21 protein-coding genes, 1 tRNA gene and 1 pseudogene are annotated in these 21,051 nt (G+C 66.7%); 11 read left to right on the top strand and 12 right to left on the bottom strand.

Translation table 11 applies throughout. From position 1 onward, the window contains the following. Window positions 1-112: 112 nt before the first annotated feature. From RN629_RS07685 to rarD, 4 genes are all read left to right on the top strand, one after another. The gene (locus RN629_RS07685; RefSeq protein ID WP_407034685.1) at window positions 113-1,408 is read left to right on the top strand and encodes a 3-methyl-2-oxobutanoate dehydrogenase (2-methylpropanoyl-transferring) subunit alpha; all 1,296 of its coding nucleotides are present in this window, start codon (window positions 113-115) and stop codon (window positions 1,406-1,408) included. A gap of 178 nt (window positions 1,409-1,586) precedes the next feature. Then, a complete protein-coding gene (locus RN629_RS07680) occupies window positions 1,587-2,594 on the top strand; it encodes an alpha-ketoacid dehydrogenase subunit beta (protein WP_407034771.1) in 1,008 nt (335 codons plus the stop codon). A 1-nt stretch (window position 2,595) separates the two neighbouring features. Further along, window positions 2,596-3,861 carry a dihydrolipoamide acetyltransferase family protein gene (locus tag RN629_RS07675; protein ID WP_407034684.1) on the top strand — a complete coding sequence of 422 codons (1,266 nt, stop codon included), beginning with the start codon at window positions 2,596-2,598 and terminating at the stop codon, window positions 3,859-3,861. A 97-nt stretch (window positions 3,862-3,958) separates the two neighbouring features. Further along, window positions 3,959-4,852 carry an EamA family transporter RarD gene (gene rarD, locus RN629_RS07670; RefSeq protein ID WP_407034683.1) on the top strand — a complete coding sequence of 298 codons (894 nt, stop codon included), beginning with the start codon at window positions 3,959-3,961 and terminating at the stop codon, window positions 4,850-4,852. Window positions 4,853-4,910: 58 nt separating this feature from the next. On the opposite strand, the gene RN629_RS07665 is transcribed toward rarD, so the two are convergent. Beyond that, window positions 4,911-5,690, bottom strand: coding sequence for an SDR family NAD(P)-dependent oxidoreductase (locus tag RN629_RS07665; RefSeq protein ID WP_407034682.1), 780 nt, complete (start codon window positions 5,688-5,690; stop codon window positions 4,911-4,913). A gap of 453 nt (window positions 5,691-6,143) precedes the next feature. On the opposite strand from RN629_RS07665, the gene RN629_RS07660 reads away from it, so the two are divergent. Then, a complete protein-coding gene (locus RN629_RS07660; RefSeq protein WP_407034681.1) occupies window positions 6,144-6,899 on the top strand; it encodes an enoyl-CoA hydratase/isomerase family protein in 756 nt (251 codons plus the stop codon). Window positions 6,900-6,997: 98 nt separating this feature from the next. On the opposite strand, the gene RN629_RS07655 is transcribed toward RN629_RS07660, so the two are convergent. The 3 genes from RN629_RS07655 to RN629_RS07645 form a co-directional block, all read right to left on the bottom strand. Next, complete coding sequence (locus RN629_RS07655) at window positions 6,998-7,219, bottom strand: DUF1289 domain-containing protein (protein WP_407034680.1); 222 nt, start codon at window positions 7,217-7,219, stop codon at window positions 6,998-7,000. A 10-nt stretch (window positions 7,220-7,229) separates the two neighbouring features. Further along, window positions 7,230-8,660 (bottom strand): DEAD/DEAH box helicase, encoded by a 1,431-nt coding sequence (locus RN629_RS07650; RefSeq protein ID WP_407034679.1) that lies wholly within the window; start codon window positions 8,658-8,660, stop codon window positions 7,230-7,232. Between the two features lie 163 nt (window positions 8,661-8,823). After that, the gene (locus RN629_RS07645) at window positions 8,824-9,183 is read right to left on the bottom strand and encodes a hypothetical protein (protein WP_407034678.1); all 360 of its coding nucleotides are present in this window, start codon (window positions 9,181-9,183) and stop codon (window positions 8,824-8,826) included. Between the two features lie 160 nt (window positions 9,184-9,343). Between RN629_RS07645 and RN629_RS07640 the strand changes: the two genes are divergently transcribed. The 3 genes from RN629_RS07640 (at window position 9,344) to RN629_RS07630 (ending at window position 12,031) form a co-directional block, all read left to right on the top strand. After that, window positions 9,344-10,768 carry an FAD-binding oxidoreductase gene (locus RN629_RS07640; RefSeq protein ID WP_407034677.1) on the top strand — a complete coding sequence of 475 codons (1,425 nt, stop codon included), beginning with the start codon at window positions 9,344-9,346 and terminating at the stop codon, window positions 10,766-10,768. A gap of 75 nt (window positions 10,769-10,843) precedes the next feature. After that, a complete protein-coding gene (locus RN629_RS07635) occupies window positions 10,844-11,617 on the top strand; it encodes a SapC family protein (RefSeq protein ID WP_407034676.1) in 774 nt (257 codons plus the stop codon). A gap of 48 nt (window positions 11,618-11,665) precedes the next feature. Continuing rightward, window positions 11,666-12,031, top strand: coding sequence for a cytochrome b (locus RN629_RS07630; protein ID WP_407034770.1), 366 nt, complete (start codon window positions 11,666-11,668; stop codon window positions 12,029-12,031). Between the two features lie 228 nt (window positions 12,032-12,259). Here RN629_RS07630 and RN629_RS07625 read toward each other — a convergent pair whose 3' ends face one another. Further along, a complete protein-coding gene (locus RN629_RS07625) occupies window positions 12,260-13,129 on the bottom strand; it encodes an N-formylglutamate amidohydrolase (protein ID WP_407034675.1) in 870 nt (289 codons plus the stop codon). A 99-nt stretch (window positions 13,130-13,228) separates the two neighbouring features. Between RN629_RS07625 and cpdR the strand changes: the two genes are divergently transcribed. Further along, the gene (gene cpdR, locus RN629_RS07620; RefSeq protein WP_407034674.1) at window positions 13,229-13,606 is read left to right on the top strand and encodes a cell cycle two-component system response regulator CpdR; all 378 of its coding nucleotides are present in this window, start codon (window positions 13,229-13,231) and stop codon (window positions 13,604-13,606) included. A gap of 45 nt (window positions 13,607-13,651) precedes the next feature. After that, a tRNA-Val gene (locus tag RN629_RS07615) sits at window positions 13,652-13,726 on the top strand. Window positions 13,727-13,920: 194 nt separating this feature from the next. Here the strand turns inward: RN629_RS07615 and RN629_RS07610 are convergent. From RN629_RS07610 to RN629_RS07585, 6 genes are all read right to left on the bottom strand, one after another. After that, on the bottom strand, window positions 13,921-15,060 hold the full coding sequence (locus RN629_RS07610) for a hypothetical protein (RefSeq protein ID WP_407034673.1): 1,140 nt from the start codon (window positions 15,058-15,060) through the stop codon (window positions 13,921-13,923). 8 nt (window positions 15,061-15,068) lie between these two features. Then, on the bottom strand, window positions 15,069-15,482 hold the full coding sequence (locus RN629_RS07605) for a hypothetical protein (protein ID WP_407034672.1): 414 nt from the start codon (window positions 15,480-15,482) through the stop codon (window positions 15,069-15,071). Between the two features lie 48 nt (window positions 15,483-15,530). Next, window positions 15,531-16,775, bottom strand: coding sequence for a type II toxin-antitoxin system HipA family toxin (locus RN629_RS07600; protein ID WP_407034671.1), 1,245 nt, complete (start codon window positions 16,773-16,775; stop codon window positions 15,531-15,533). Further along, on the bottom strand, window positions 16,772-17,143 hold the full coding sequence (locus tag RN629_RS07595) for a helix-turn-helix domain-containing protein (protein ID WP_407034670.1): 372 nt from the start codon (window positions 17,141-17,143) through the stop codon (window positions 16,772-16,774). The genes RN629_RS07600 and RN629_RS07595 overlap by 4 nt, the downstream gene beginning before the upstream one ends. A gap of 23 nt (window positions 17,144-17,166) precedes the next feature. Next, window positions 17,167-18,480, bottom strand: a complete 1,314-nt coding sequence (locus RN629_RS07590; RefSeq protein ID WP_407034669.1) for an AAA family ATPase — start codon at window positions 18,478-18,480, stop codon at window positions 17,167-17,169. Window positions 18,481-18,715: 235 nt separating this feature from the next. Beyond that, complete coding sequence (locus RN629_RS07585) at window positions 18,716-18,925, bottom strand: hypothetical protein (protein WP_407034668.1); 210 nt, start codon at window positions 18,923-18,925, stop codon at window positions 18,716-18,718. A gap of 192 nt (window positions 18,926-19,117) precedes the next feature. Between RN629_RS07585 and RN629_RS07580 the strand changes: the two genes are divergently transcribed. Then, window positions 19,118-20,358, top strand: a protein-coding gene (locus RN629_RS07580) for an IS3 family transposase (protein ID WP_407034667.1) whose coding sequence is annotated in 2 segments (ribosomal slippage) — window positions 19,118-19,462 and window positions 19,465-20,358 — 1,239 coding nt in all. Because the reading frame shifts where the segments join, the coding sequence is not laid out codon by codon here. Window positions 20,359-20,374: 16 nt separating this feature from the next. Here RN629_RS07580 and RN629_RS07575 read toward each other — a convergent pair. Next, window positions 20,375-21,051, bottom strand: a pseudogene (locus tag RN629_RS07575) (IS5 family transposase); the annotation flags it as partial.

The following is a 21,051-nucleotide window of genomic DNA, read 5'->3' as shown; positions in this document are numbered from 1 at the left end:
ACTCGACGCGTTCGACCGATGAGTGCCCGCAAAAGGCGCTTGAAATAAAATGTCAGTCGGTTGAAAGATAGAAACGACCCGGTGGAATCGGGCAAAGCGTTGAGGAGAGAGCATGGCGGTGCCGCCCGAAGGCCATTCGCGCGCCAATCTGGCCCCGTTGCAGTTGCACGTGCCCGAGCCGAAATTCCGGCCCGGCGATGCGGTCGACTTTGCCGGGGTAGAGGTCCCGCCTGCCGGAGCGCAGCGTCGCCCCGACACCGCCGCGCCCGCCGACAGCTTCCATGAACTGGCCTATACGCTGGTCCGCGTGCTGGACGACGAAGGCCGCGCGGTCGGTCCCTGGGACCCCCGGCTTTCACCCGATGCCTTGCGTCGGATGCTGCGCCACATGGTGCTGCTGCGCGCGTTCGACGAACGGATGTTCCGCGCGCAGCGGCAGGGCAAGACCAGCTTCTATATGAAGGCGCTGGGCGAGGAGGCGGTCGCCGTCGCCGCCGCCCATGCGCTGGACTATGAGGATATGTGCTTCCCCTCCTATCGCCAGCAGGGGCTGTTGATCGCGCGCGACTGGCCGCTGGTCGACATGATGAACCAGATCTATTCGAACAGCGCGGACCGGCTGGGCGGCAAGCAACTGCCCATCATGTATTCGGCGAAAGAGGCGGGGTTCTTCTCGATCTCGGGCAATCTCACCACGCAATATCCGCAGGCGGTGGGCTGGGCGATGGCCTCCGCCGCCAAGGGCGATACCCGGATCGCGGCGGTGTGGTGCGGCGAAGGCTCGACGGCGGAGGGCGATTTCCACTCGGCCTGCACCTTCGCCGCCGTCTATCGCGCGCCCGTCGTTATGAACGTCGTCAACAACCAGTGGGCGATCTCCAGCTTTTCCGGCTTTGCGGGGGCGGAGGCGACAACCTTTGCCGCGCGGGCGATCGGCTATGGCATTGCGGGGCTGCGGGTCGACGGCAACGATGCGCTGGCGGTCTATGCCGCGACGCAATGGGCCGCCGAGCGGGCGCGGACCAACCAGGGCGCGACACTGATCGAGCATTTCACCTATCGCACTGAAGGCCATTCGACCTCGGACGATCCCACCCAATATCGCTCGGCGGGGGAGCCGACCGCGTGGCCGCTGGGCGATCCGATTCGGCGGTTGAAGGACCATCTGATCGCGCTGGGCGAGTGGGACGAGGACGCCCATGCCGCGCAGGATCGCGAAGTCGCCGAGGAGGTCCGCGCCGCGCAAAAGGCGGCCGAGGCGAACGGTATTCTCGGCCACGGTCTGCACCAGCCGCTCGACAGCCTGTTCGACGGCGTGTTCGAGGCAATGCCCTGGCATCTGCGCGAACAGCGCCAGCAGATGCTCGACGAGGAAGAAGCGAGCGGTCGGCCATGGGCGCGCAAGTGACCGCCGTTCGGAACCACCCCGGCGAAGGCCGGGGTCCAGTCGCTGCGTCCCCGCGACCGCAAGGCATCGCGCGCCTCCTGTCATCTCGCCACTGGACCCCGGCCTTCGCCGGGGTGGAAGACAAAAGATGAGCGATTTCAGTGCCCCGACCGCCCCCGAAACGGGCGAAACCACCCGCATGAACATGATCCAGGCGATCAACTCCGCCATGGACGTGGTCATGGCGCGCGACCCGGACGTGGTCGTGATGGGCGAGGATGTCGGCTATTTCGGCGGCGTCTTCCGCGCCACCGCGGGCCTTCAGAAGAAATATGGCAAGACTCGCGTCTTCGACACGCCGATCACCGAATGCGGCATCATCGGCGTCGCGGTCGGCATGGGGGCCTATGGCTTGCGCCCGGTGCCCGAAATCCAGTTCGCCGACTATATCTACCCCGCGCTCGACCAGCTGGTCAGCGAGGCGGCCCGGCTGCGCTATCGCTCGGCGGGGGAGTTCACCGCGCCGATCACGGTCCGCTCGCCCTTTGGCGGCGGCATCTTCGGCGGCCAGACGCACAGCCAGTCGCCCGAGGGCATCTTCACCCATGTCTCGGGCATCAAGACGGTGATCCCCGCCACGCCCTATGACGCCAAGGGCCTGCTGATCGCGGCGATCGAGGACAACGACCCGGTCCTCTTCTTCGAGCCGAAGCGCATCTATAACGGCCCGTTCAACGGCCATTGGGATCGCCCGGCGGAGAACTGGTCGAAGCATCCCGGCGGCGAAGTGCCGACCGGCTATTACCGCATCCCGCTGGGCAAGGCGGCCACGGTGCGCGAGGGCGAGGCGGTGACGATCCTCTGCTACGGCACGATGGTCCATGTCGTGGCGGGCGTGGTGGCGGAGATGGAGGTCGACGCCCACATCCTCGACCTGCGCACGTTGGTTCCGCTCGACATCGAAGCGATCGAGGCGTCGGTGAAGAAGACCGGCCGCTGCATGATCGTGCACGAGGCGACGCGGACCGGCGGGTACGGTGCGGAGCTGTCCGCGCTGGTGCAGGAACGTTGCTTCTACCATCTCGAAGCGCCGATCGCGCGCGTGACCGGCTTCGACACGCCCTATCCGCACAGCCTGGAATGGGCCTATTTCCCCGGCCCGGTCCGTATCGGCCAGGCGCTCAAGACTCTGCTGAAGGACGCCTGACATGGCTCGTTTCACCTTCCGCCTGCCCGATATCGGCGAAGGCATCTCCGAGGCCGAGATCGTTGCCTGGCATGTGAAGATCGGCGACCGGGTCGAGGAGGACCAGTCGGTCGCCGACATGATGACCGACAAGGCGACGGTCGAGATGGAATCGCCCGTGTCGGGGACGGTCGTCGAACTGGCCGGCGCGGTCGGCGACCAGGTGCCGATCGGTTCGGCGCTGATGGTGATCGAGACGGACGCGGTGGAAGAGGCTCAGTCGGCCGCCGAGGACGAGGCGGTGCTGGAGGCGGAAAATTCCGGCGTGGAGGTCGTTGCCGCGCCCGCCCCGTCCCCCGAGCCGACGCCGCGATCGGCCCCGGTCGAGCAGGAGCACGCCACCCCGTCGGTTCCCGCCAAGGTACTGGCCTCGCCTGCCGTCCGCGCCCGCGCGCGGGATCTGGGCATCGATCTGTCGAGCGTGAAGCCCGCCGAGGGCGACCGGGTGCGCCATGCCGATCTCGACGCCTTTCTCCGCTATGGCGCGGGCCAGGGCTATACCCCGGCCCGTGCGCCTCGCGCGGATGAGGTCGTCCGCGTCATCGGCATGCGCCGCCGCATCGCCGAGAACATGGCCGCCTCCAAGCGCGCCATCCCGCACTTCACCTATGTCGAGGAGATCGACGTCACCGCGCTGGAGGACACGCGCGCGCAGTTGAATGCGGGGCGGGGCAACCGGCCAAAGCTGACCCTGTTGCCGCTGCTGATCGTCGCGATCTGCAAGACGTTGCCCGACTTCCCGATGCTCAATGCGCGCTATGATGACGAGGCGGGCGTGGTGAAGCGCTCGGGCGCGGTGCATATGGGCATGGCGACGCAGACGCCCGCCGGGCTGATGGTCCCCGTCATCCGCAACGCCGAGAGCCGCAATGTCTGGCAGCTCGCGACCGAGATCGCCCGGCTGGCCGAGGCGGCGCGCGCGGGCAGCATCGCCAGCGGCGACATGGGCGGCGGCACGATCACGCTGACTTCGCTGGGGCCGCTGGGCGGGATCGCGACGACGCCGGTCATCAACCGCCCCGAGGTCGCGATCATCGGGCCGAACCGGATCGTCGAACGGCCCGTCTTCCGCGCCGACGGGCGCGGCGGCGAGACGATCGCGCGCGCCAAGCTGATGAACCTGTCGATCAGCTGCGACCACCGCGTGGTCGATGGGTATGACGCGGCCAGCTATGTCCAGGCGCTGAAGAACCTGCTCGAAACGCCGGTCATGCTGTTCGCGGATTGAGGCCTGCCGCCGCGCGCCACTCCGGGATTGACGGGAGATCGGTGGCCGGGTGAACCGGCGCTTGCCATCCGGCGTCGCAGCGTCGACAGGAGGCATCATGACGACCGACCGCACCGCGCGCACCGGCCTGTTGCTCGGCATCGGGGCCTATATCAGCTGGGGCATCCTGCCCCTGTACCTCAAATTGTTGAAGAACGTGCCGGCCTTTCAGGTGCTGGCGCACCGGATCCTCTGGTCGCTGTTGCTCTTGGGCGTGGTCGTGCTGGTCGCGCGGCGCGGTGCGGCGATCCGGGCGGCGGCGCGGGGGCGGACGCTGTTGCTGCTGTGCGTCAGCGCGACGCTGATCGCGCTCAACTGGCTGGCCTATATCTGGGCGGTCCAGAACAACCATGTGCTGGAAGCGAGCCTTGGCTATTTCATCAACCCGTTAATCAATGTGGCGCTCGGCGTCGCGTTGCTGGGCGAGCGGATCCGCCGGGGGCAGGCGATCGCGGTGGGGATCGCGGCGGTGGGCGTCGCGGTGCTGGCGATCAGCGGCGGCGGTGCGCTCTGGATCTCGCTCGCGCTGGCGCTGACCTTCGCTTTCTATGGACTGGTGCGCAAGGTCGCGGCGATCGATGCGCTGGGCGGGCTGACGGTCGAGACGCTGGTGCTTGCGGGACCGGCCCTGGCGGTGCTGATCTTCGCCAATGCCAGCGGCACGGCGGTGTTCGGCACCGACCGGCATCTCGACATGCTGCTGATCCTGGCCGGGGCGGTGACGGCGGCGCCGCTCCTGATGTTCGCGGCGGCGGCACGGCGGCTGCGCTATGCGACGCTGGGGTTGCTCCAATATATCGCGCCGACCCTGCAATTCGCGCAGGCCGTGCTCATTTTCGGCGAGCCGCTCAAGCCCGTCCATATCGTCACCTTCGTGCTGATCTGGGCTGGGTGCGCGCTCTACGCCTTTGAGAGCGTTCGGGGCAGCCGAACGCCGGTGACAGTGGACTAGGCGCGGTTCGCGCGGGGACGGGGAGCGGCCCTGTCCAGTCGTGGGCGCGCGAACGCGATCAACGCCGCCCGTTCTGCAGCTTCGCCACCGCACCCCGGAGCAGTGCGCGCGGGACCAGCCGGGTGCCGGTGGCGGTCAGGCGGTTGAACAATCCCGACACCATTACCGCTTGCCCACGCTCCATCGCCGCGAGGCCGTCGCGCACCACCTGATCCGACGCGCCGGCGAAGCGTTCGAACAGCGGCGTCTGCGTCATGCCCGCGACATCGGCGAACTCGGTCCGGGTGGGCCCCGGGCACAGCGCGGTGACGGTGACGCCGCGCCCCTTCACCTCCTCGTGCAGCGCTTCGGAGAAATGCAGGACGAACGCCTTGCTGGCATAGTAGACCGCCATATAGGGCCCCGGCTGAAAGGCGGCGGTGGAGGCGATGTTCAGCACCGCGCCGCGGCCACGCGCCAGCATCGGTGGCAACAGGCTGTGGGTCAGCGTCACCAGCGCGCGGATATTGACGTCGATCATGCCCGTCTGTGTCGCCAGGTCGCTGTCGGTGAAATCGCCCAGCGCGCCGAATCCCGCATTGTTGATGAGCGTATCGATGTGCAATCCGCGATCGGCGATGCCGTCCAGCAGCGCCTTGACGCCGTCCGCCCGGCCCAGATCGGCGGAGACGATATGCACCTCCACGCCGGGTCGCTCGCACAGTTCACGCGCCAATGCCGACAGTCGCTCGGTCCGCCTGGCGGTCAGCACGAGCGTCACCGGCTTTCTTGCCAGCGAACGCGCGAACGCCGCGCCCAGCCCGGCCGACGCGCCGGTGATCAGGATGGTATCGGGCATTGTCGGCTCCCAGACGGACAGACGAACGGTGGCGATTCGTTCAGCCCGCCACCGGTGATTTCCCGCATCAGCAATCCCCGCCGCGGCTTCGGGTTCCCCCGTTCCTGCGCGTGTAACGAAATGCATGCAAGGTCGACCGGCGGTGAAACCGGCTCACGACTATGCGGATAGGAGATTCGTCCGGGTGCCGCGGCGGGTGCGAAAGGGCGGTCCGTTTTCGGGACCGCCCCGCACCCTCTCCCGGCACGGAGCCCATTGGCTCCCCATGCCCGATGCCGATCCTTTCGCGGTCGGTCATTCTGACATGGCGATCTTCTACGCATGGCCCGTGCCTGGCCTCAAGCATCTGTTTGCACGGCATGCACGAAGCCGCCCGGACTGTGACTTTCGAGCAACGGGTATGGTACTGGTTTTGGATCGCGCGGAGGGCTAACAGGGCGCATGGCTGTGGACATGACCCATCAGGATGGCGTTGCGATCGTAACGCTACGGAATCCTCCGAATAACCATCTGGGGCTGGCGGCCATAACGGCGTTGGGGGATGCGTTCGATTCGGTCGATCACAACCCGGCGCTCCGGGCGATCCTGTTACGATCCGAAGGTCGGGTATTCTGTGCCGGGGCCGATCTCGTCCATGCCAATCCCGTCGCCGAGCCCTTGCCGGCGGGTGCGCGCAGCCCCTTTTATCTGGCGGCGGCGCGATTGTTCGGCGTGGCGACGCCGATGGTCGCGGCGATCCAGGGGGCGGCGGTGGGTGCCGGACTGGGCCTGGCATTGGCGGCGGATTTTCGCGTGGCCTCGCCCGAGGCGCGCTTCGTCGCCAATTTCGTCAAGCTGGGGCTGCATCCCGGCTTCGGTATTTCCGCCGTGCTGGAACGGGTCATCGGGCGACAGCGCGCGGCGATGATGCTGCTGACCGGGCGGCGGATTCGCGGGCAGGACGCCGAGCGCTGGGGGCTGGTCGATCAACTGGTCCCGGCGGAGGAACTCGACGATGCCGCGCTGGCCCTGGCGCGCGAGATCGCGGCCGGGGCACCGCTGGCGGTGGCGTCTACCCGGCGGACGTTGCGCGGGGATCTGCGTGCGCTGGTCGAGGCGGCGACCGATCATGAACTCGCCGAACAGGCGGTCCTGATGCAGACCGAGGATTTTGCCGAAGGCGTGCGGGCGGTGACCGAGCGGCGACCGGGGCGCTTCGTCGGGCGATAGGGAACGCCGCCAGACCTTGCCATTGGCTCTGCGCTACGGACGATATCGAAGCCCCGGTCCTCGCCGGGGATGCGGCGTCTCGTCCCGCAGGGGCGTGCTTAACCCTGTCGCGCGGCGAGGGCCGCCTTGCGCGCGGGCAGCGCGGTCAGGATCATGCGGCGTTCCTCGGGCGGCTTGGCGCTCCAGTTGGAAATCTCGCGGATGGTGCGCGCGCACCCCAGGCACCAGCCGCTGGTCTTGTCCATCGTGCAGACATTGACGCAGGGGCTGGCGATATCGCTCGGCTGGGGTTCGACGAAGCTGATGATGTCGAGCGACATGGGCGTGGGATCAGGAGCCGAAGGAAACCTTCAGGAAGTCCGGGATCGGGCCGTTCCAGCCGCCATCGTCGGGCTCGCTGTCCGAGGCCGGGCGACGTCGATCGCGGCGACGATCCTCCTCGCGCGGTGGATCGCGGCGTGCGCGCGGCGTTTCGCGGGGCTGTTTCTCCTCGCGCGTTTCGTCCTGACGTGGTTCCGCGCGGCGGCGACGGGCAGGGCGCTCGCGCGCTTCTTCGACCGCTTCCACCGGGGTCTCGACCGCCTGCTCGCGGCTCCGGTCGCGGCGTGACCGCCGTGCGGGCCGCTCGTCCTCGACGGGCGCGGGCTGCTCCAGCCGGTCGATCTTCTGGCCGGTCAGCTTTTCGATATTGTCGAGATTCTCGGCATCATCGGGCGCGACGAAGGTATAGGCGACGCCGGTCGCACCGCCGCGACCCGTCCGGCCGATGCGGTGGACATAATCGTCGGGGTGCCACGGCGCGTCGAAGTTGAACACATGGCTGACGCCCTTGATGTCCAGTCCGCGTGCTGCCACGTCCGAGGCGACCAGGATGTTGATCTCGCCGGTCTTGAACAGGTCCAGTTCGGCAAGCCGCTGCGACTGTTCCATGTCGCCGTGAATCTCACCCGAGCGAAAGCCGTGCTGCTTGAGCGACTTGTTCAACTCGCGCACCGTCGTCTTGCGGTTGCAGAAGATGATCGCGGTCCGAACCTCTTCCTGGCCGAGCAACTGACGCAGCCGCTTGCGTTTCTCGAACGCCTGGGGCGCGACCGGCACGATCCATTGGGTGATGTTGGTGTTGGTCGAGGCGGGGCGCGCAACCTCGATGATCCGGGGATTGTCCAGGAACTTGTCGGCCAGCTTCTTGATCGGCGGGGGCATCGTCGCCGAGAAGAGCAGCGTCTGGCGCTGCGAGGGCAGCTTGGCGCAGATCTCCTCGATATCGGGGATGAACCCCATGTCGAGCATGCGGTCCGCCTCGTCGATGACCAGCATCGAGCAGCCGGTGAGCAGGATGTTGCCGCGCTGGAACAGGTCCATCAACCGGCCCGGCGTCGCGATCAGCACGTCGACGCCCTTTTCCAGCGCCTTGACCTGGTCGCCCATCGACACGCCGCCGATCAGCAGCGCCATCGAAAGCTTGTGGTTGGCGCCGTATTTCTCGAAATTCTCGGCTACCTGCGCGGCGAGTTCGCGTGTCGGCTCCAGGATCAGGCTGCGCGGCATCCGCGCGCGGCTCCGCCCATGTGCGAGGATGTCGATCATCGGCAGGACGAAGGAGGCGGTCTTGCCCGTCCCCGTCTGCGCGATGCCGATGATGTCGCGCATCATCAGCACCGAAGGGATGGTCGAGGCCTGAATCGGCGTCGGCTCGGTATAGCCGGCGTCGATGACCACCTTCAGGAGTTCGTCGGATAGGCCGAGATCGGCAAAGCTCATGCAGTTTTCCGGAATATGGCGTGGAGTGGGAATCGCCCCGCGCTCGCCCAGCACGATGTTGGCGCTTGCGGATATGGCGCGAAAAGTCAAGTTTTCCGACTCAGGCGCGCCGGTTTCCGTTGCGTTTTTCGCGCATCACAAGGCTGCCGCCGCGTCGTTCCGCTCAGCGGGCGGGGAGCAGGCTGCGGAAGCGTTCGATCTCGCATGTGCCGCCCGCGCGGGTGCGGATCGGGTCGCGGCGCGCGCAAATCTGTCCGTCGCTGCCCGGACGGATATAGAAAGTGGCGTAATAGTAAATCTGGCGACAGGCCTTGGCGAGCCGGGCGCGAACCCGCTTGCCGCCGGTCAGCACGATGTCGACTGCGCCGTCCTCGGCGGGGAGCGCCCCGGCCAGTTGCTGTGCGGCGATGCAGCGCGGGCCCTTGCGCTCCTTCCAGTGGTTCGGCGTGCTGATGGGCGGGGCCTCGCGCGGGACGCGCACCACGATGCGTTCGCGCACCATCATCTGCGCATAATGGGTCATGCCCGGTGAATCGGACGGCGATGCCGGCGCGGCTCCCAGCAAAGCGGGCGTCGCGAGCATCGTGAGAAGCGCGAGAGAGCGAGAATGGCGGACCATGGTCGGTCACCGATTCTAGCGGCGATCGTTGAACGCTTTATGAACCTCGCCTAACCGTCGATCCATGACACCCGCCCAGACCGCCCTGATCGCCACGCTCCGCCCGCTTTTGGGGGAACGCGGCATCGTCACCGACCCAGCGCTGATCGCGCCATGGGAAATCGACTGGCGCAAGCGGTTCCAGGGCCATGCCCCCGCGATCCTAGCTCCCGCCGACCGCGCGCAGGTCCAGGCGATCCTGCGCGCGGCGACCGAGCATGGCGTGCCGCTGGTGCCGCAGGGGGGGAACAGCTCGATGGTCGGCGGGGCGACGCCGCCCGCGGACGGATCGGCGCTGATCCTGTCGACCCGGCGGATGAACCGCGTGCGGCGGATCGATGCGGACGGGCGGACGGCGGTGGCCGAGGCAGGGGTAATCCTCGCCGATCTGCACGGCGCAGCCGAGGCGCAGGGCATGCGCTTCCCGCTGACCCTGGGCGCGCGGGGCAATGCCACGGTCGGCGGACTGGTGTCGACCAATGCGGGGGGCACGCAGGTGCTGCGTTTCGGGACGATGCGCGGGCTGACGCTGGGCGTGGAGGCGGTGCTGCCCGACGGAACGATCCATGACGGCCTGTCGGCGCTGAAGAAGGACAATCGCGGCTATGATCTGGGCCAGATGCTGATCGGCGCGGAGGGGACGCTGGGCATCGTCACCGCCGCGACGTTGCGCCTGGTCCCGGCCATCGCGGCGAGCGCCACCGCCTGGGTCGGGCTGGCCGATCCCGCCGCCGGACTGGCGCTGCTGCGCCGGTTGCAGGCCGCGACCGACATGATCGAGAGCTTCGAGATCATGCCCGCCGAAAGCCTGGCCGCCGCCGTCGCCCATCTGCCCGGCGCGCGCAGCCCGCTGGCGGGCGCGCACCCCTGGCATGTGTTGATCGAGGCGGTGACGGGCGATCCCGCGATCGATCCGGCGGGGATGCTGGAAACGCTGCTGGGGCAGGCGCTGGCGGACGGCGTGGCGGCGGATGCGGTGATCGCCGCGTCCAAGGCGCAGGCCGAGGCCTTCTGGCTGCTGCGACATTCGCTGTCCGATGCCGAACGTGCCCTGGGGCCGGCGGTGCAACACGACATCGCCGTGCCGGTCGACGCCATGCCGCGCTTCATGGTCGAGGCGGCGGCGGCGTGCGATTCGCGCTTCCCCGGCACCCATGCGTCGGGCTTCGGGCATCTGGGCGACGGCAACATCCATTTCCATGTCCGCGCCGCGCCCGACACCGATCGCGATCATTTCTATGCCGAGCAGGCCGCCACGATCACCCGCTTTGTCCATGACCTGGTGATGGCGGCGGGGGGCACCATCTCGGCCGAACACGGCATCGGCCAGATGAAGCGCGACGAACTCGCCCGCCTGTCGCCCGAGCGGGTGGCGACGTTGCGCGCGATCAAGACGGCGCTCGATCCGCACGGCCTGTTCAACCCCGGCAAGCTCGTCGCTTGCGCCTGAGGCTCCGGCCCCATAGACACTGGCGCACAGCACGCGGCCGGGGGGCTCGCGTGAGACGAGTTTTTGGAGATCATCATGGCCAGCGCGCCGTCGCTTCCCCTTTTCTACAACGGCCTGGAGCCGCTTTCGAGCGAGGCCCATGCCAATTACAAGGTTCGCCCGCAGGACACCGCGCCCTTCCTGGTCGGCCAGCATGCGATCCCCGTCACCGTCGACGAATTCCCGCTGGTGCAGCGCTTCATGCCGATCGTCTTCTCGGTCGGGGATCAGCCGATCCCGCTGGCGCTGATGGGCCTGAACGAGGGCGTCAACGTCTTCGTCAGCGACGAGGGCCGTCTCACCGAGACGAATTTCTATGTCCCGGCCTATGTCCGTCGCTATCCCTACATGCTGGCGCGCCTGCGTCCCGAGGCCGATGAGCTGTCGCTGTGCTTCGACCCGACCTCGCCGACGATCGGCGCGTTCGACGAGGGCGATGCGCTGTTCGAGAATGGCCAGCCCAGCGAACTGACGAAGAATATCCTGTCGTTCAACGAATCGTTCGAACAGGCCGGCGCCCGGACCCAGAACTTCATGAAGGAACTGGGCGAGATGGAACTGCTGATGGACGGCGAGGTCTCGATCCAGCCCGAGGGTGCGGATCAGCCCTTCGTCTATCGCGGCTTCCAGATGATCAATGAAGAGAAGCTGGTCGACCTGCGCGGCGACCATCTGCGCAAGATGAGCCAGTCGGGGATGCTCCCGCTGCTCTATGCGCATCTCTTCTCGCTGTCGTTGATGCGGGACATCTTCTCGCGCCAGATGCAGCTCGGCAAGATGCCACAGCCGCAGCTTCAGCCGATCGGCTAACCCATGAGCGGGCCGGTCGCCGGGACGGCGTGATAGAGCCGTGTCGCCATCGCCTTTCACTGGGCGATCGCGGCACTGGTGATCGCCAATCTGGCGATCGGCCTGCTGCATGAAAGCCTGTTGCGCGGGACCATCCCGCTGCGCATGGCGATCGGGCTGACCGTGCTGGCGTTGACCGTCGGCCGGATCCTGTGGCGGCTGGGCCATCGCCCGCCGCCGCTACCCGCCGAAGTCCCGACCTGGGTGCGGGGCAGCGCGCATGCGTTGCACATGCTGCTCTATGGCCTGATGCTCGCCATGCGGCTTAGCGACTGGGCGATGCTCGCCCTGGTCGCGATTCATGTCGCGGCGGCGCTGCGTTACCATTATCTGCTGCGCGACGCTGTGCTCGCCCGCATCGCGGTCCGCGCATGAAGCCGGCGCGATTGGGTCCGCTTCCGCGAGGCGTTACAAAAAAATGACGAATTGTGGCGCCCCGGGTTGAACCAAATGGGCGCTTTCCTATTTATATCAGTACGACATCGTGTTCCCCCCTTTCGCGGTGTCGTATGACACGCTTTCAGCGTGTCTCCTCCCTGAACCTTGGCCACCTCGCGCTCTCCCCCTTGCGCGAGGTGGTTTTTTATCATTGCGGTCGGGCCGTTATTCGGCGGCGAGCGGCAGGGCGGAGGCCGGTCCATCGCCCAGCGCTGCGGCGGTCAGGGTGTCGACGACGACGCGGACGAGCGCCACGGTGGCGTCGAACCCGTCACCCGGCGATTCGAGCGCGGCGTCGAGATACAGCGATCGGTCGAGTTCGAGCTGGATTGCGTGGATGTCGCGACGGGGATCGCCATGCCGTTCGACCACATGCCCGCCCGCATAGGGGGCATTGCGCGTGACCGCGACGCCCCGTGCCCGGATCATCGTCTCGACCCGGCGGACATATTGGCTGGCCGCAGTGCTGCCGTGCCGGTCGCCAAGGACCACTTGTGCGCCGGTGCCCGGGCTACCGAGCGGTGGCATGGAGTGAAGATCCAGCAGGATGGCGATCCCGAACCGCGCCCGTGCCTCGGCCAGGCAGCGATGCAGGGCGGCATGATAGGGGCGGTGGTCGGCGGTGATCCGCGCCCGGATCTCGGCATCGGAAAAGCGCCGGGTCCAGATGTCGCCATGACCGGCGACGCGGCGCGGCACCAAGCCCAGGCCGCTGCGCAACTTGGTCGAGGGGCGCGCGGGTACGCGTGCGCCCAGGTCGATCACCGGGTCGCGCTCATCCTCATGCCGGTTCAGGTCGATCCAGGCGCGCGGGCTGTGCTGCACCAGCATCGTCTCGTCGCGGCGCGCGGCGATCGCGACCCGGTCGATCAGCCGGTCCTCCAGCCCGATCAGCGCGCTGAGCGGCACGCGCAGCATGTCCAGCATCGCGGGGGGATAGGCGCGCCCGCCATGCGGCACCGACACCACCACCGGCCCGATCGGCGGGGTAGGGCCCAGTATCGCAAAGCTCGCATCGGGGGACGGGCTGGCCATCGATGCGATCCTATGCCGCCGCCCCGGCCGCCGCAATGGTCTGGAATTCTTAACGGCCGGGTCGTTATGCTGATCGCCACGATGAATCGGGATCAAGAGATGCTGCACATTCTGCTGGCCGAAGATGATGAGGTCATGCGCGAATATCTGACCCGCGCGCTGACCCGGTCGGGCTATCGCGTCACGGCGGTGGACCGGGGCACGGCGGCGATCCCGCTGCTGGAGACCGACCGCTTCGACCTGTTGCTGACCGATATCGTCATGCCCGAGATGGACGGTATCGAACTGGCGCAGCGGGCCGCCGCGATGGTGCCCGACCTGCGGGTGATGTTCATCACGGGTTTCGCCGCGGTCACGCTGAAGGCCGGACAGGCGATGCCCAATGCCCGTGTCCTGTCCAAACCCTTCCATCTGCGCGACCTGGTGATGGAGGTGGATCGTCTTTTTCAAACAAATTCGGTCGACGGCGCAATTTAGGGCTTGCCACCTCCGGGGCTCCCGGCTAATTGGCCCACCTCCGGCGGGCGTGTAGCTCAGTGGTAGAGCACTGTGTTGACATCGCAGGGGTCGCAAGTTCAATCCTTGCCACGCCCACCATCGAAAACCCCGCTAGGCCAACGGCTTAGCGGGGTTTTTGGTTTTTAGACCCCCGAATTGCGCGTCACGGTTTTGCGTGCCTTTTGCGTGTCATGCCGAGTGGAACATCCGGGCTCACGGGGGCCTCGGAGGCGCTAAGGGCGGCCGTGGCAGCGAATTGGGACCGGTAGCGACGGCGTGGAAACGCCAGGCCGTCACGTTTGCCGCCGCCGTCCATCGGGACCGACTTGCGTGGGTTTTGCGTGAAGCGGCGTCGCCATCTTCCGTGCCAGCTCGATGGCAATGTCCTCCAGCGCCTGCTTGGTCTGGATGAGATAGGCCGGGCTGAAGATCACGTAGCGCCGCGTCGATGGCGGCAGCACCACGTGACCGAGCGCCAGCGGGATCTCCTGCTGCGAGACGCCACGCTGTGCGATCAAGGTCGCCATGCTGTGGCGCATCAGCTTGGGGCCGAAGCCAACCGGCACCCCGAACCGCCTTGCCATGACGCTCCGCGCCTTTTTGACGTCTGCCACGGGCCGCTGAACCACCCAACGGTCCTCATCCTCCTCTGCCACGCTCTCGTGACAGACCAGCCGGTCGTCCGTCGCCTCCAGCCAGTTCGCCAGGAGCGATGTGACGGGGAGCGCCGGTCGGTTCTTGCGCGTCTGAATCCGCCCCGCCGGGTTGAGGTCGAGCACGCCAGCGTTGCGGTGCCATTGCTGCCGGTCGGGCCGCACCGAGATGTCGTAGAGCGCATCCGGCCGCGCCAGCGTGCAGATCGCACCGATCAGATAGCGGCGCAGCGGCATCAGCCGTGCTGGATGCGCCGGGCTGAGCTCCGGGTCTCCTTCCGCCGTATAGTCGAGCATCTCGGCGATCTGGTCGAGCGAGAGACGGAAGTTGCGCTCCGGCGTCACGGCGGCGCGGGGCAGGTGCTTCAGTTCGGGCACCGCCTCCATACGCTTCACGTTGAACCGCAAGGCTGCCTTTAGCTGGATGATGCTCTCCTCGACCGTCGACCTCGCCCGTTTGCGCGTCGACACGGTCCACCCGCCGGTCTTCGGGTCACGCCGCCGCTGGGTCACGGGATCGATCTCGGCCCCCCACTTTCGGAATCGTATCAGCCATTCGGCGTCCAGCACCTTCGGCAGCACGGGCTCACGCAATACACCGGTCGTGAGTTCATGGTCGATGAACCGGTTCACCAGTTTCAGCCGGGCACGGATCGCGTCGGCGCTGACCTGCTCGGAGCCGTGCAGCGTCCAATAGTCGGTCATCGCCTGATGGACCGTGTAGGACGCCTTGTCGTCGTCAGCAGGCTGGTGGAACGCCAGATAGTGACGGTCGAGCACCTCGGTCGCTACGCAAAGATCAGCCGTGCCCGTGCTGCGTCGCTGCATTCGGCCGGAGACCGGGTAGTACCAGCAGATGTAGAGGTTCGGACTGGCAACCTCGCCGTCCTTGCCTCGGACGTGATCGAGGTAGAATTCACCACGGCGATAGAAGTCGTTCGGTGACGGCACTGCGCTTTTTCCTTCAGAATTTCGCTTCGCGCCTTTCCGAGCAGGTTCACTGCACCCACCAGGGTGAGGAGGTCGAGATCCTCCGACTTGAGGTTGATGCCCCGGTCCGTCTGGATCGCACGGGCGATCTTGCGGTCGAGCCGCAGGATGGCGTCGGCGGTTGCCGCGTCGATCATGTCCTGGGGGAGGACCGGGCCGGTCCCCGGCGTCATCGCGACGGTGCCGCCGGCGTCCGCGTCGATGCTCATCATGTCTTTTCCTTCCTGACGTGGGTAACCCCCACGTGCAGGGCCTTCTTCTCACCCGAAGTGGTCGTCGGTGACCTTCAGGCGATCCGCGATATCGCGTCGCGAGACAGTGACGCCGACATCGGCAGCGATGACCGGCCATTCGGCCAGCGCGTCGCGCGTTCGGTCGATGATCTGGGCGATGACGCGATCCGACAGGCCATGGCGGCGGCCCAGCGCGAGGACGTGCGCGCGGGTCGGCGTCCGGCCCTCGCCCTCGACCGCGAGATAGTGCTCGCCGCCTGGGCCGACCGAGAAGGTCAGGTCATAGGCCGGGGCGAGGCGCCACTCACCGCTCGGTCCCATCAGATAGCTATGCTGCCGGGTATGGTCGTCGCGATTATGCGCCAGGACGTTGAAGACCATGCGGCGGAAGGCTTGTTCGACGTCGCCGGCATGGCGGGTGATCGCCATGGTCGCACGCAGGAATCCGTCATAGTCGAGGCTCGGCATCTCGGACGGGGCTTCGGCTGCCCCGGCGAGGGATACCATGTGCAGCCGGCGTCCGGGGGCCGGTCGGTCGAAGCGGCGCGTCGCGAAATAGCCAGGTCCGTCGCGTTCGGGCAGGACGCGGGATTCCGCGATCGTCAGACCGGCCGCGCGGGCCATGCGGGCATAGGCTTCCTCGACCGGGCCGATATCGACGGGGTCGCCGGTCGCGCGGAACTTGACGATCCAGGCGTCATGGCCGTCCGCGGCCTCGCCGACGCTGATCGCGCCATCGGGGGCGAAGCCGACATGAACTTTGGGACGAGCGCCGCCCGAGGCGCCCCCCAGCGCCGCCAGCGTGTCGACCAGCGCGCCCTCGTCTCCCGCGAGGAGCAACCGTGATTCCTCGGCCAAGGCATCGAGGTCGATCGTCCCGATCGCTTCGTCGGGTGTAGTGGCTGGCTGATAGACCAGCGCGCCGCGGCCAGCGGCGCCGATGATCGCCAACTGATCGACCGGATTCAGCGTGTCGAACTGGACGTCGATCCTGGCGAGGCGACGTCGCAGCAACAGCCGTCCCCAGGCATCGGGCAGGCTGTCCGCCAGGAAGCCGTGCAGCCCGCCGAACGACCGGCTCCGCGCGGCGTGCAGGCCCCGCTCGGGACGATAGAGCAGCGGGGCAACGAGCAAGCCGCTGCGGATCACGTCGGGCGACCATTCGAGCTGGGCGACGCCACCGGCCATCACGACCCGCCCCGCTTGCGCAGCGGGCGCGGAATCGTCGAACGCCAGTGCGAGCCCCAGCGGTGCCCCCGGCCTCAGCTTCACGACGGGATCCTCGACGCGGCCCGGCGGCGGCGCTTCGGCGCAGTGCGTTCGGTCATCCGTTTTTGCTCCAGCAGGGCATCCATCGAACTGGCCACCGGCTCCGGGAAGAGGACGAACAGATCCTGCTCGCACCGCAGCGCCACGGCCGCGCGGACGAGGTCGTCGATCGACGCCTTGCCCTCGGTCTCCAGGCGCCGCCAGGTGCGATAGGAGACGCCGGCGCGGGCCGCCGCGTCGACCTGCGTCAGGTTCATCGCCAGGCGGCGATGCTGTATCCTCCGGCCTAGATCGGCCGCGATTTCACCAGGCGTGTAAAGCATCGTCCAAATATGGCCTGTAAAGCGATAGCACGCAACATTGATGGCCATATATGGACGTATGTAGACTCTCGCTATTCTGCGGCCTCAGCCAATGGCTGGTCGCTGTCGGACGCGAGATCGACGATGCGGATGTTCCCGTGACTGGTATCGATCAACCCTGCCTTGCTCATGAGTGCGAGTTCCCGGGCAAGCGTACCGTGCGTTTTGGCGCGCGAGCCATCGACGTCGCTGCCGATCGTGCCCAGGACCGGGGACGAGGCCTTGGCGTCGTTGAAGACAGCCCGAAGCGCGTCCCGTTCGATGAGGGTACCCGGCTTGCCGCCATTGAATGACGCAAGAAGGGCGACGACGGCTCGGCGAAGTTCTGGCGTGTGTGCGCTCGCTTTGCCGCGGGATTCGGGCGGCGGCGCGCTGAAGATGCCGGGGAATTCGGGCGTGAGGTCGTCATAGGCACCATCAGATCGGCGCAGTAGGGTACGTGGCCGCAGGTCCGCGCCCTGCGAGTTTGCCTTGGCGACCTCGACGATGACGACGTCACGATCGGACAGGCTGCCATGCACGGCACGGACCGCTTCCAGATCTTCCGACGGTCCAGCGAGGCGTACCTCGATGACGGTACGCGGAGTTGTCGACCACATCGCCGAGCCCCGTAGCCGCTCGATCGCGGCGTCGTCAGCCTTCTTCGCTGCGTCCTTCGGCGTATGGCCGATCACTGCCCAGAACATGTTCTGCCACCGTGCCAGGCGGTTCAGGTAGAACAGGAAGTTCGTCGTCGCCTCGGAATTGGCGAGCTCGAACCCTGCCATTGAGACGGCGGAGTCGAGGATGACGCCAACGATCCGGTCCTCCGGGCGACCGTCGGCCACGACCTGCTGATTCCAGTCGTCGAGGAACGCCTCGACGCCCTTCAGGACGGAGCTTGGCTGCCAGCGGCCTCCGCCTCGCTCGAACAAGCAGGGATTGGGCTCCCCGAACTCGGCGGCGCTCATGCTGAGGAAGGCCATGACATGGATCCGTTGGCACAATGCGGCCACGTCGTGACTGGTGCCGCCGGCATCGGCCGTCATGCGGCGAGCGATCATGCCGATCCGCTTGAGCAAATGCTCTTGCAGGTCTTCCGCTGTCAGGACCAGGATATGCCCCCTGGCATGGATGTCGGCACCCAGCCATTGCCGAGGTGCTTTGTCGCCGGTGGCCGCAATGTGCGCCGCCATCCAAAGCAAGAGCTGGGTCTTGCCTGTGGAGCCGGCGCCGAACCAGATGGTCGCGCCTGTAGCTGGCATCAGGCCCTCGATGGCGTAATCCATCGGCCGATCGTACGAGGCAGCAGCCGAAGCGCGATAGGCTCCTTTGCGTGCGCGAACGGTCCAGGATTCATCGGTCATGTCGGTCGTCTCCCTTTGGGCGATACCGTTACGGCCATTCCATTAACGCAAGGATGACACGGTTCCACATGCGAATAGAACGGTTCACCGCAATCCGAAGCGGTGGTAACGGGATATTAAGCATTCATTGTGACGAATAGAGGCCGGGTGGGGGTGGAGGCGATGGGCAGTTTTACTGCACAGCGACGCCACCCCCACCCGCTGCTCTAATCGACCGGCTTTTGGAAGAGCGGGCTCACTTCGCCGGCAAAAAGATCATCATGAACCATCGATCGGCGTAGGCGTACGCAAAGTTTCGACGACTGCGCCACGGCCTCCTTGTCAATTGCACATGCTCGCCATTGTCGTTCACCGCCAACGTTTCGATGGGCGGCTCAGGCGGCTCTTGGCAGAGCTCAAGAAAGAGTGCGTCCGCTTCTTCGTCCGTCATCGTCAGCGGTCTCATTTCATTCTCCTCCACACACTCAATCCCCCTCCGTCTCCCTCAGCGCGAAAGTTCCAACTTTCGCGCCAAGGTTTCGGCGGGCGTTAGCGCAGGCCCAAAAGATAGAAGAAAGGCAATTGAGCTAGGTTCGGAAGTTGAGGTGGCCCCTCAAATGACCTGACAGGGTCTCGCTCTTAGATAAGAGTGAGGCATATGACTGACGGTACGACCAGGCGTTACAATGACGGCGAGGTCCTCTCCGGTGTCCAGCGCCGGAGGCGGTGGACACCGGAGGAGAAGGTCCGGATCGTCGAGGAAACCTATCTGCCGGGGATGAGCGTGTCGCTCGTCGCGCGCCAGCACGGCATCAGCGGCAGCCAGGTCTTCACCTGGCGCCGCCTGATGAACCAGGGTGCGCTGACCGCCACGGCAGCCGGCGAGGAGGTGGTGCCAGCGTCGGAGTACCGGGCGCTGGAGGTGCAGGTGCGCGAGTTGCAGCGGCTGCTCGGCAAGAAAGCCATGGAGAACGAGCTGCTGCGTGAGGCCGTTTCCCGGGCCGCAGGCCCAAAAAAACTGCTCTTGCGCTCGACCTCGTTGCCGGGGGACGTTCTGTGACCGCGGTAGCCGATGCGCTCGGCATGGCCCGCCCGCATCTATCCGCGACGCGTAACCGACCACCGCCGCGACCGCGCGGACGGCCACCGTTGCCGGATGCCGAGCTGGTCGCCGAGATCCGGCTGCTCGTCGCCGATCTGCCCACCTACGGTTATCGCCGCGTCCATGCCCTGCTGCGCCGCCAAGCCGAGCAGACCGGTCGCGCTGTTCCCAATCCCAAGCGCGTCTACCGCGTCATGAAGGTGCATGGACTGCTGCTCCAAAGAGGCGGCGGACGGCACGAGGAGCGCCGTCACGACGGCCGTGTTGCCGTCGACCAGCGCAACACTCGCTGGTGCTCCGACGGGCTGGAGATCGCCTGTGACAACGGCGAGAAGGTGCGCGTCGCGTTCGCGCTCGACTGCTGCGACCGGGAAGCGATGGGGCACGTGGCCACGACGGGCGGCATCACCGCCGAGGACGTGCAGGACCTGATGGTCGCTACCGTCGAGCATCGCTACGGCCGGGTGGACCGCGTGCCCGAGCCGATCGAGTGGCTGACAGACAACGGCAGCTGCTACACCGCTCGCGACACCCGCACCTTTGCCCGCGGCATCGGGCTGGTCCCACGCACGACCCCGGTCAGCAGCCCGCAGTCCAACGGCATGGCAGAAGCGTTCGTCCGCACACTCAAGCGCGACTACGTCCGCGTGAACCCCAGGCCCGATGCGCAGACTGTCATCGCCCAGCTGCCAGCCTGGATTGACCACTATAACGAGGTGCATCCACACCGCGCCCTCGGCTATAGGTCACCCCGCGAGTTCATCGCGACAACACGCGAGGCCCTGTCAGCTATTTAGGGTCAGGACTCGTTGATCACAGCCAGAAGATGACGGTTGCAGCGAGCGCGATGGCGGAGAGGAAGACGGTCGGGCACCGATCGTAGCGGGTGGCGACGCGGCGCCAGTCCTTCAGGCGTCCGAACATGATCTCGATACGGCTGCGACGCCGATAGCGGCGCTTGTCGTATCTGATTGGTTCATTGCGGGATTTCCTGCCCGGGATGCAGGGCTGGATGCCCCTGGCCTGGAGAGCGTCCCGGAACCAGTCGGCGTCGTAGCCGCGGTCTCCGAGCAGCCACTGTGCCTTTGGCATGTCATCGAGCAGCGCTGCCGCGCCGGTATAGTCGCTGACCTGGCCTGCGGTCATGAAGAAGCTCAAGGGGCGCCCGTTCGCGTCGGCGATGGCATGGAGCTTCGTGTTCATGCCACCTTTCGTGCGTCCGATCAGGCGGCCGAGATCCCCTTTTTAACCCGCAGGCTCGAGGCCGTGCGGTGCACCTTCAAATATGTCGCGTCGATCATGACAGTCCTGGGCTCGGCATCCGCAGCCGCAAGGCCTTCCATCATGGTCGTGAATACGCCCATCCGGCCCCAGCGTTTCCAGCGGTTATACAGCGTCTTGTGAGGGCCATAGTCCTTTGGTGCATCCCGCCAGCGCAGCCCATTGCGATTGACGAAGACGATCCCGCTCAACACCCGCCGGTCATCGAC

It is taken from the genome of Facivitalis istanbulensis, assembly GCF_040560405.1.
GTDB classification, from domain to species: Bacteria; Pseudomonadota; Alphaproteobacteria; order Sphingomonadales; family Sphingomonadaceae; genus Sphingomonas; species Sphingomonas istanbulensis.
This window is presented reverse-complemented; position numbering and strand designations above follow the sequence as displayed.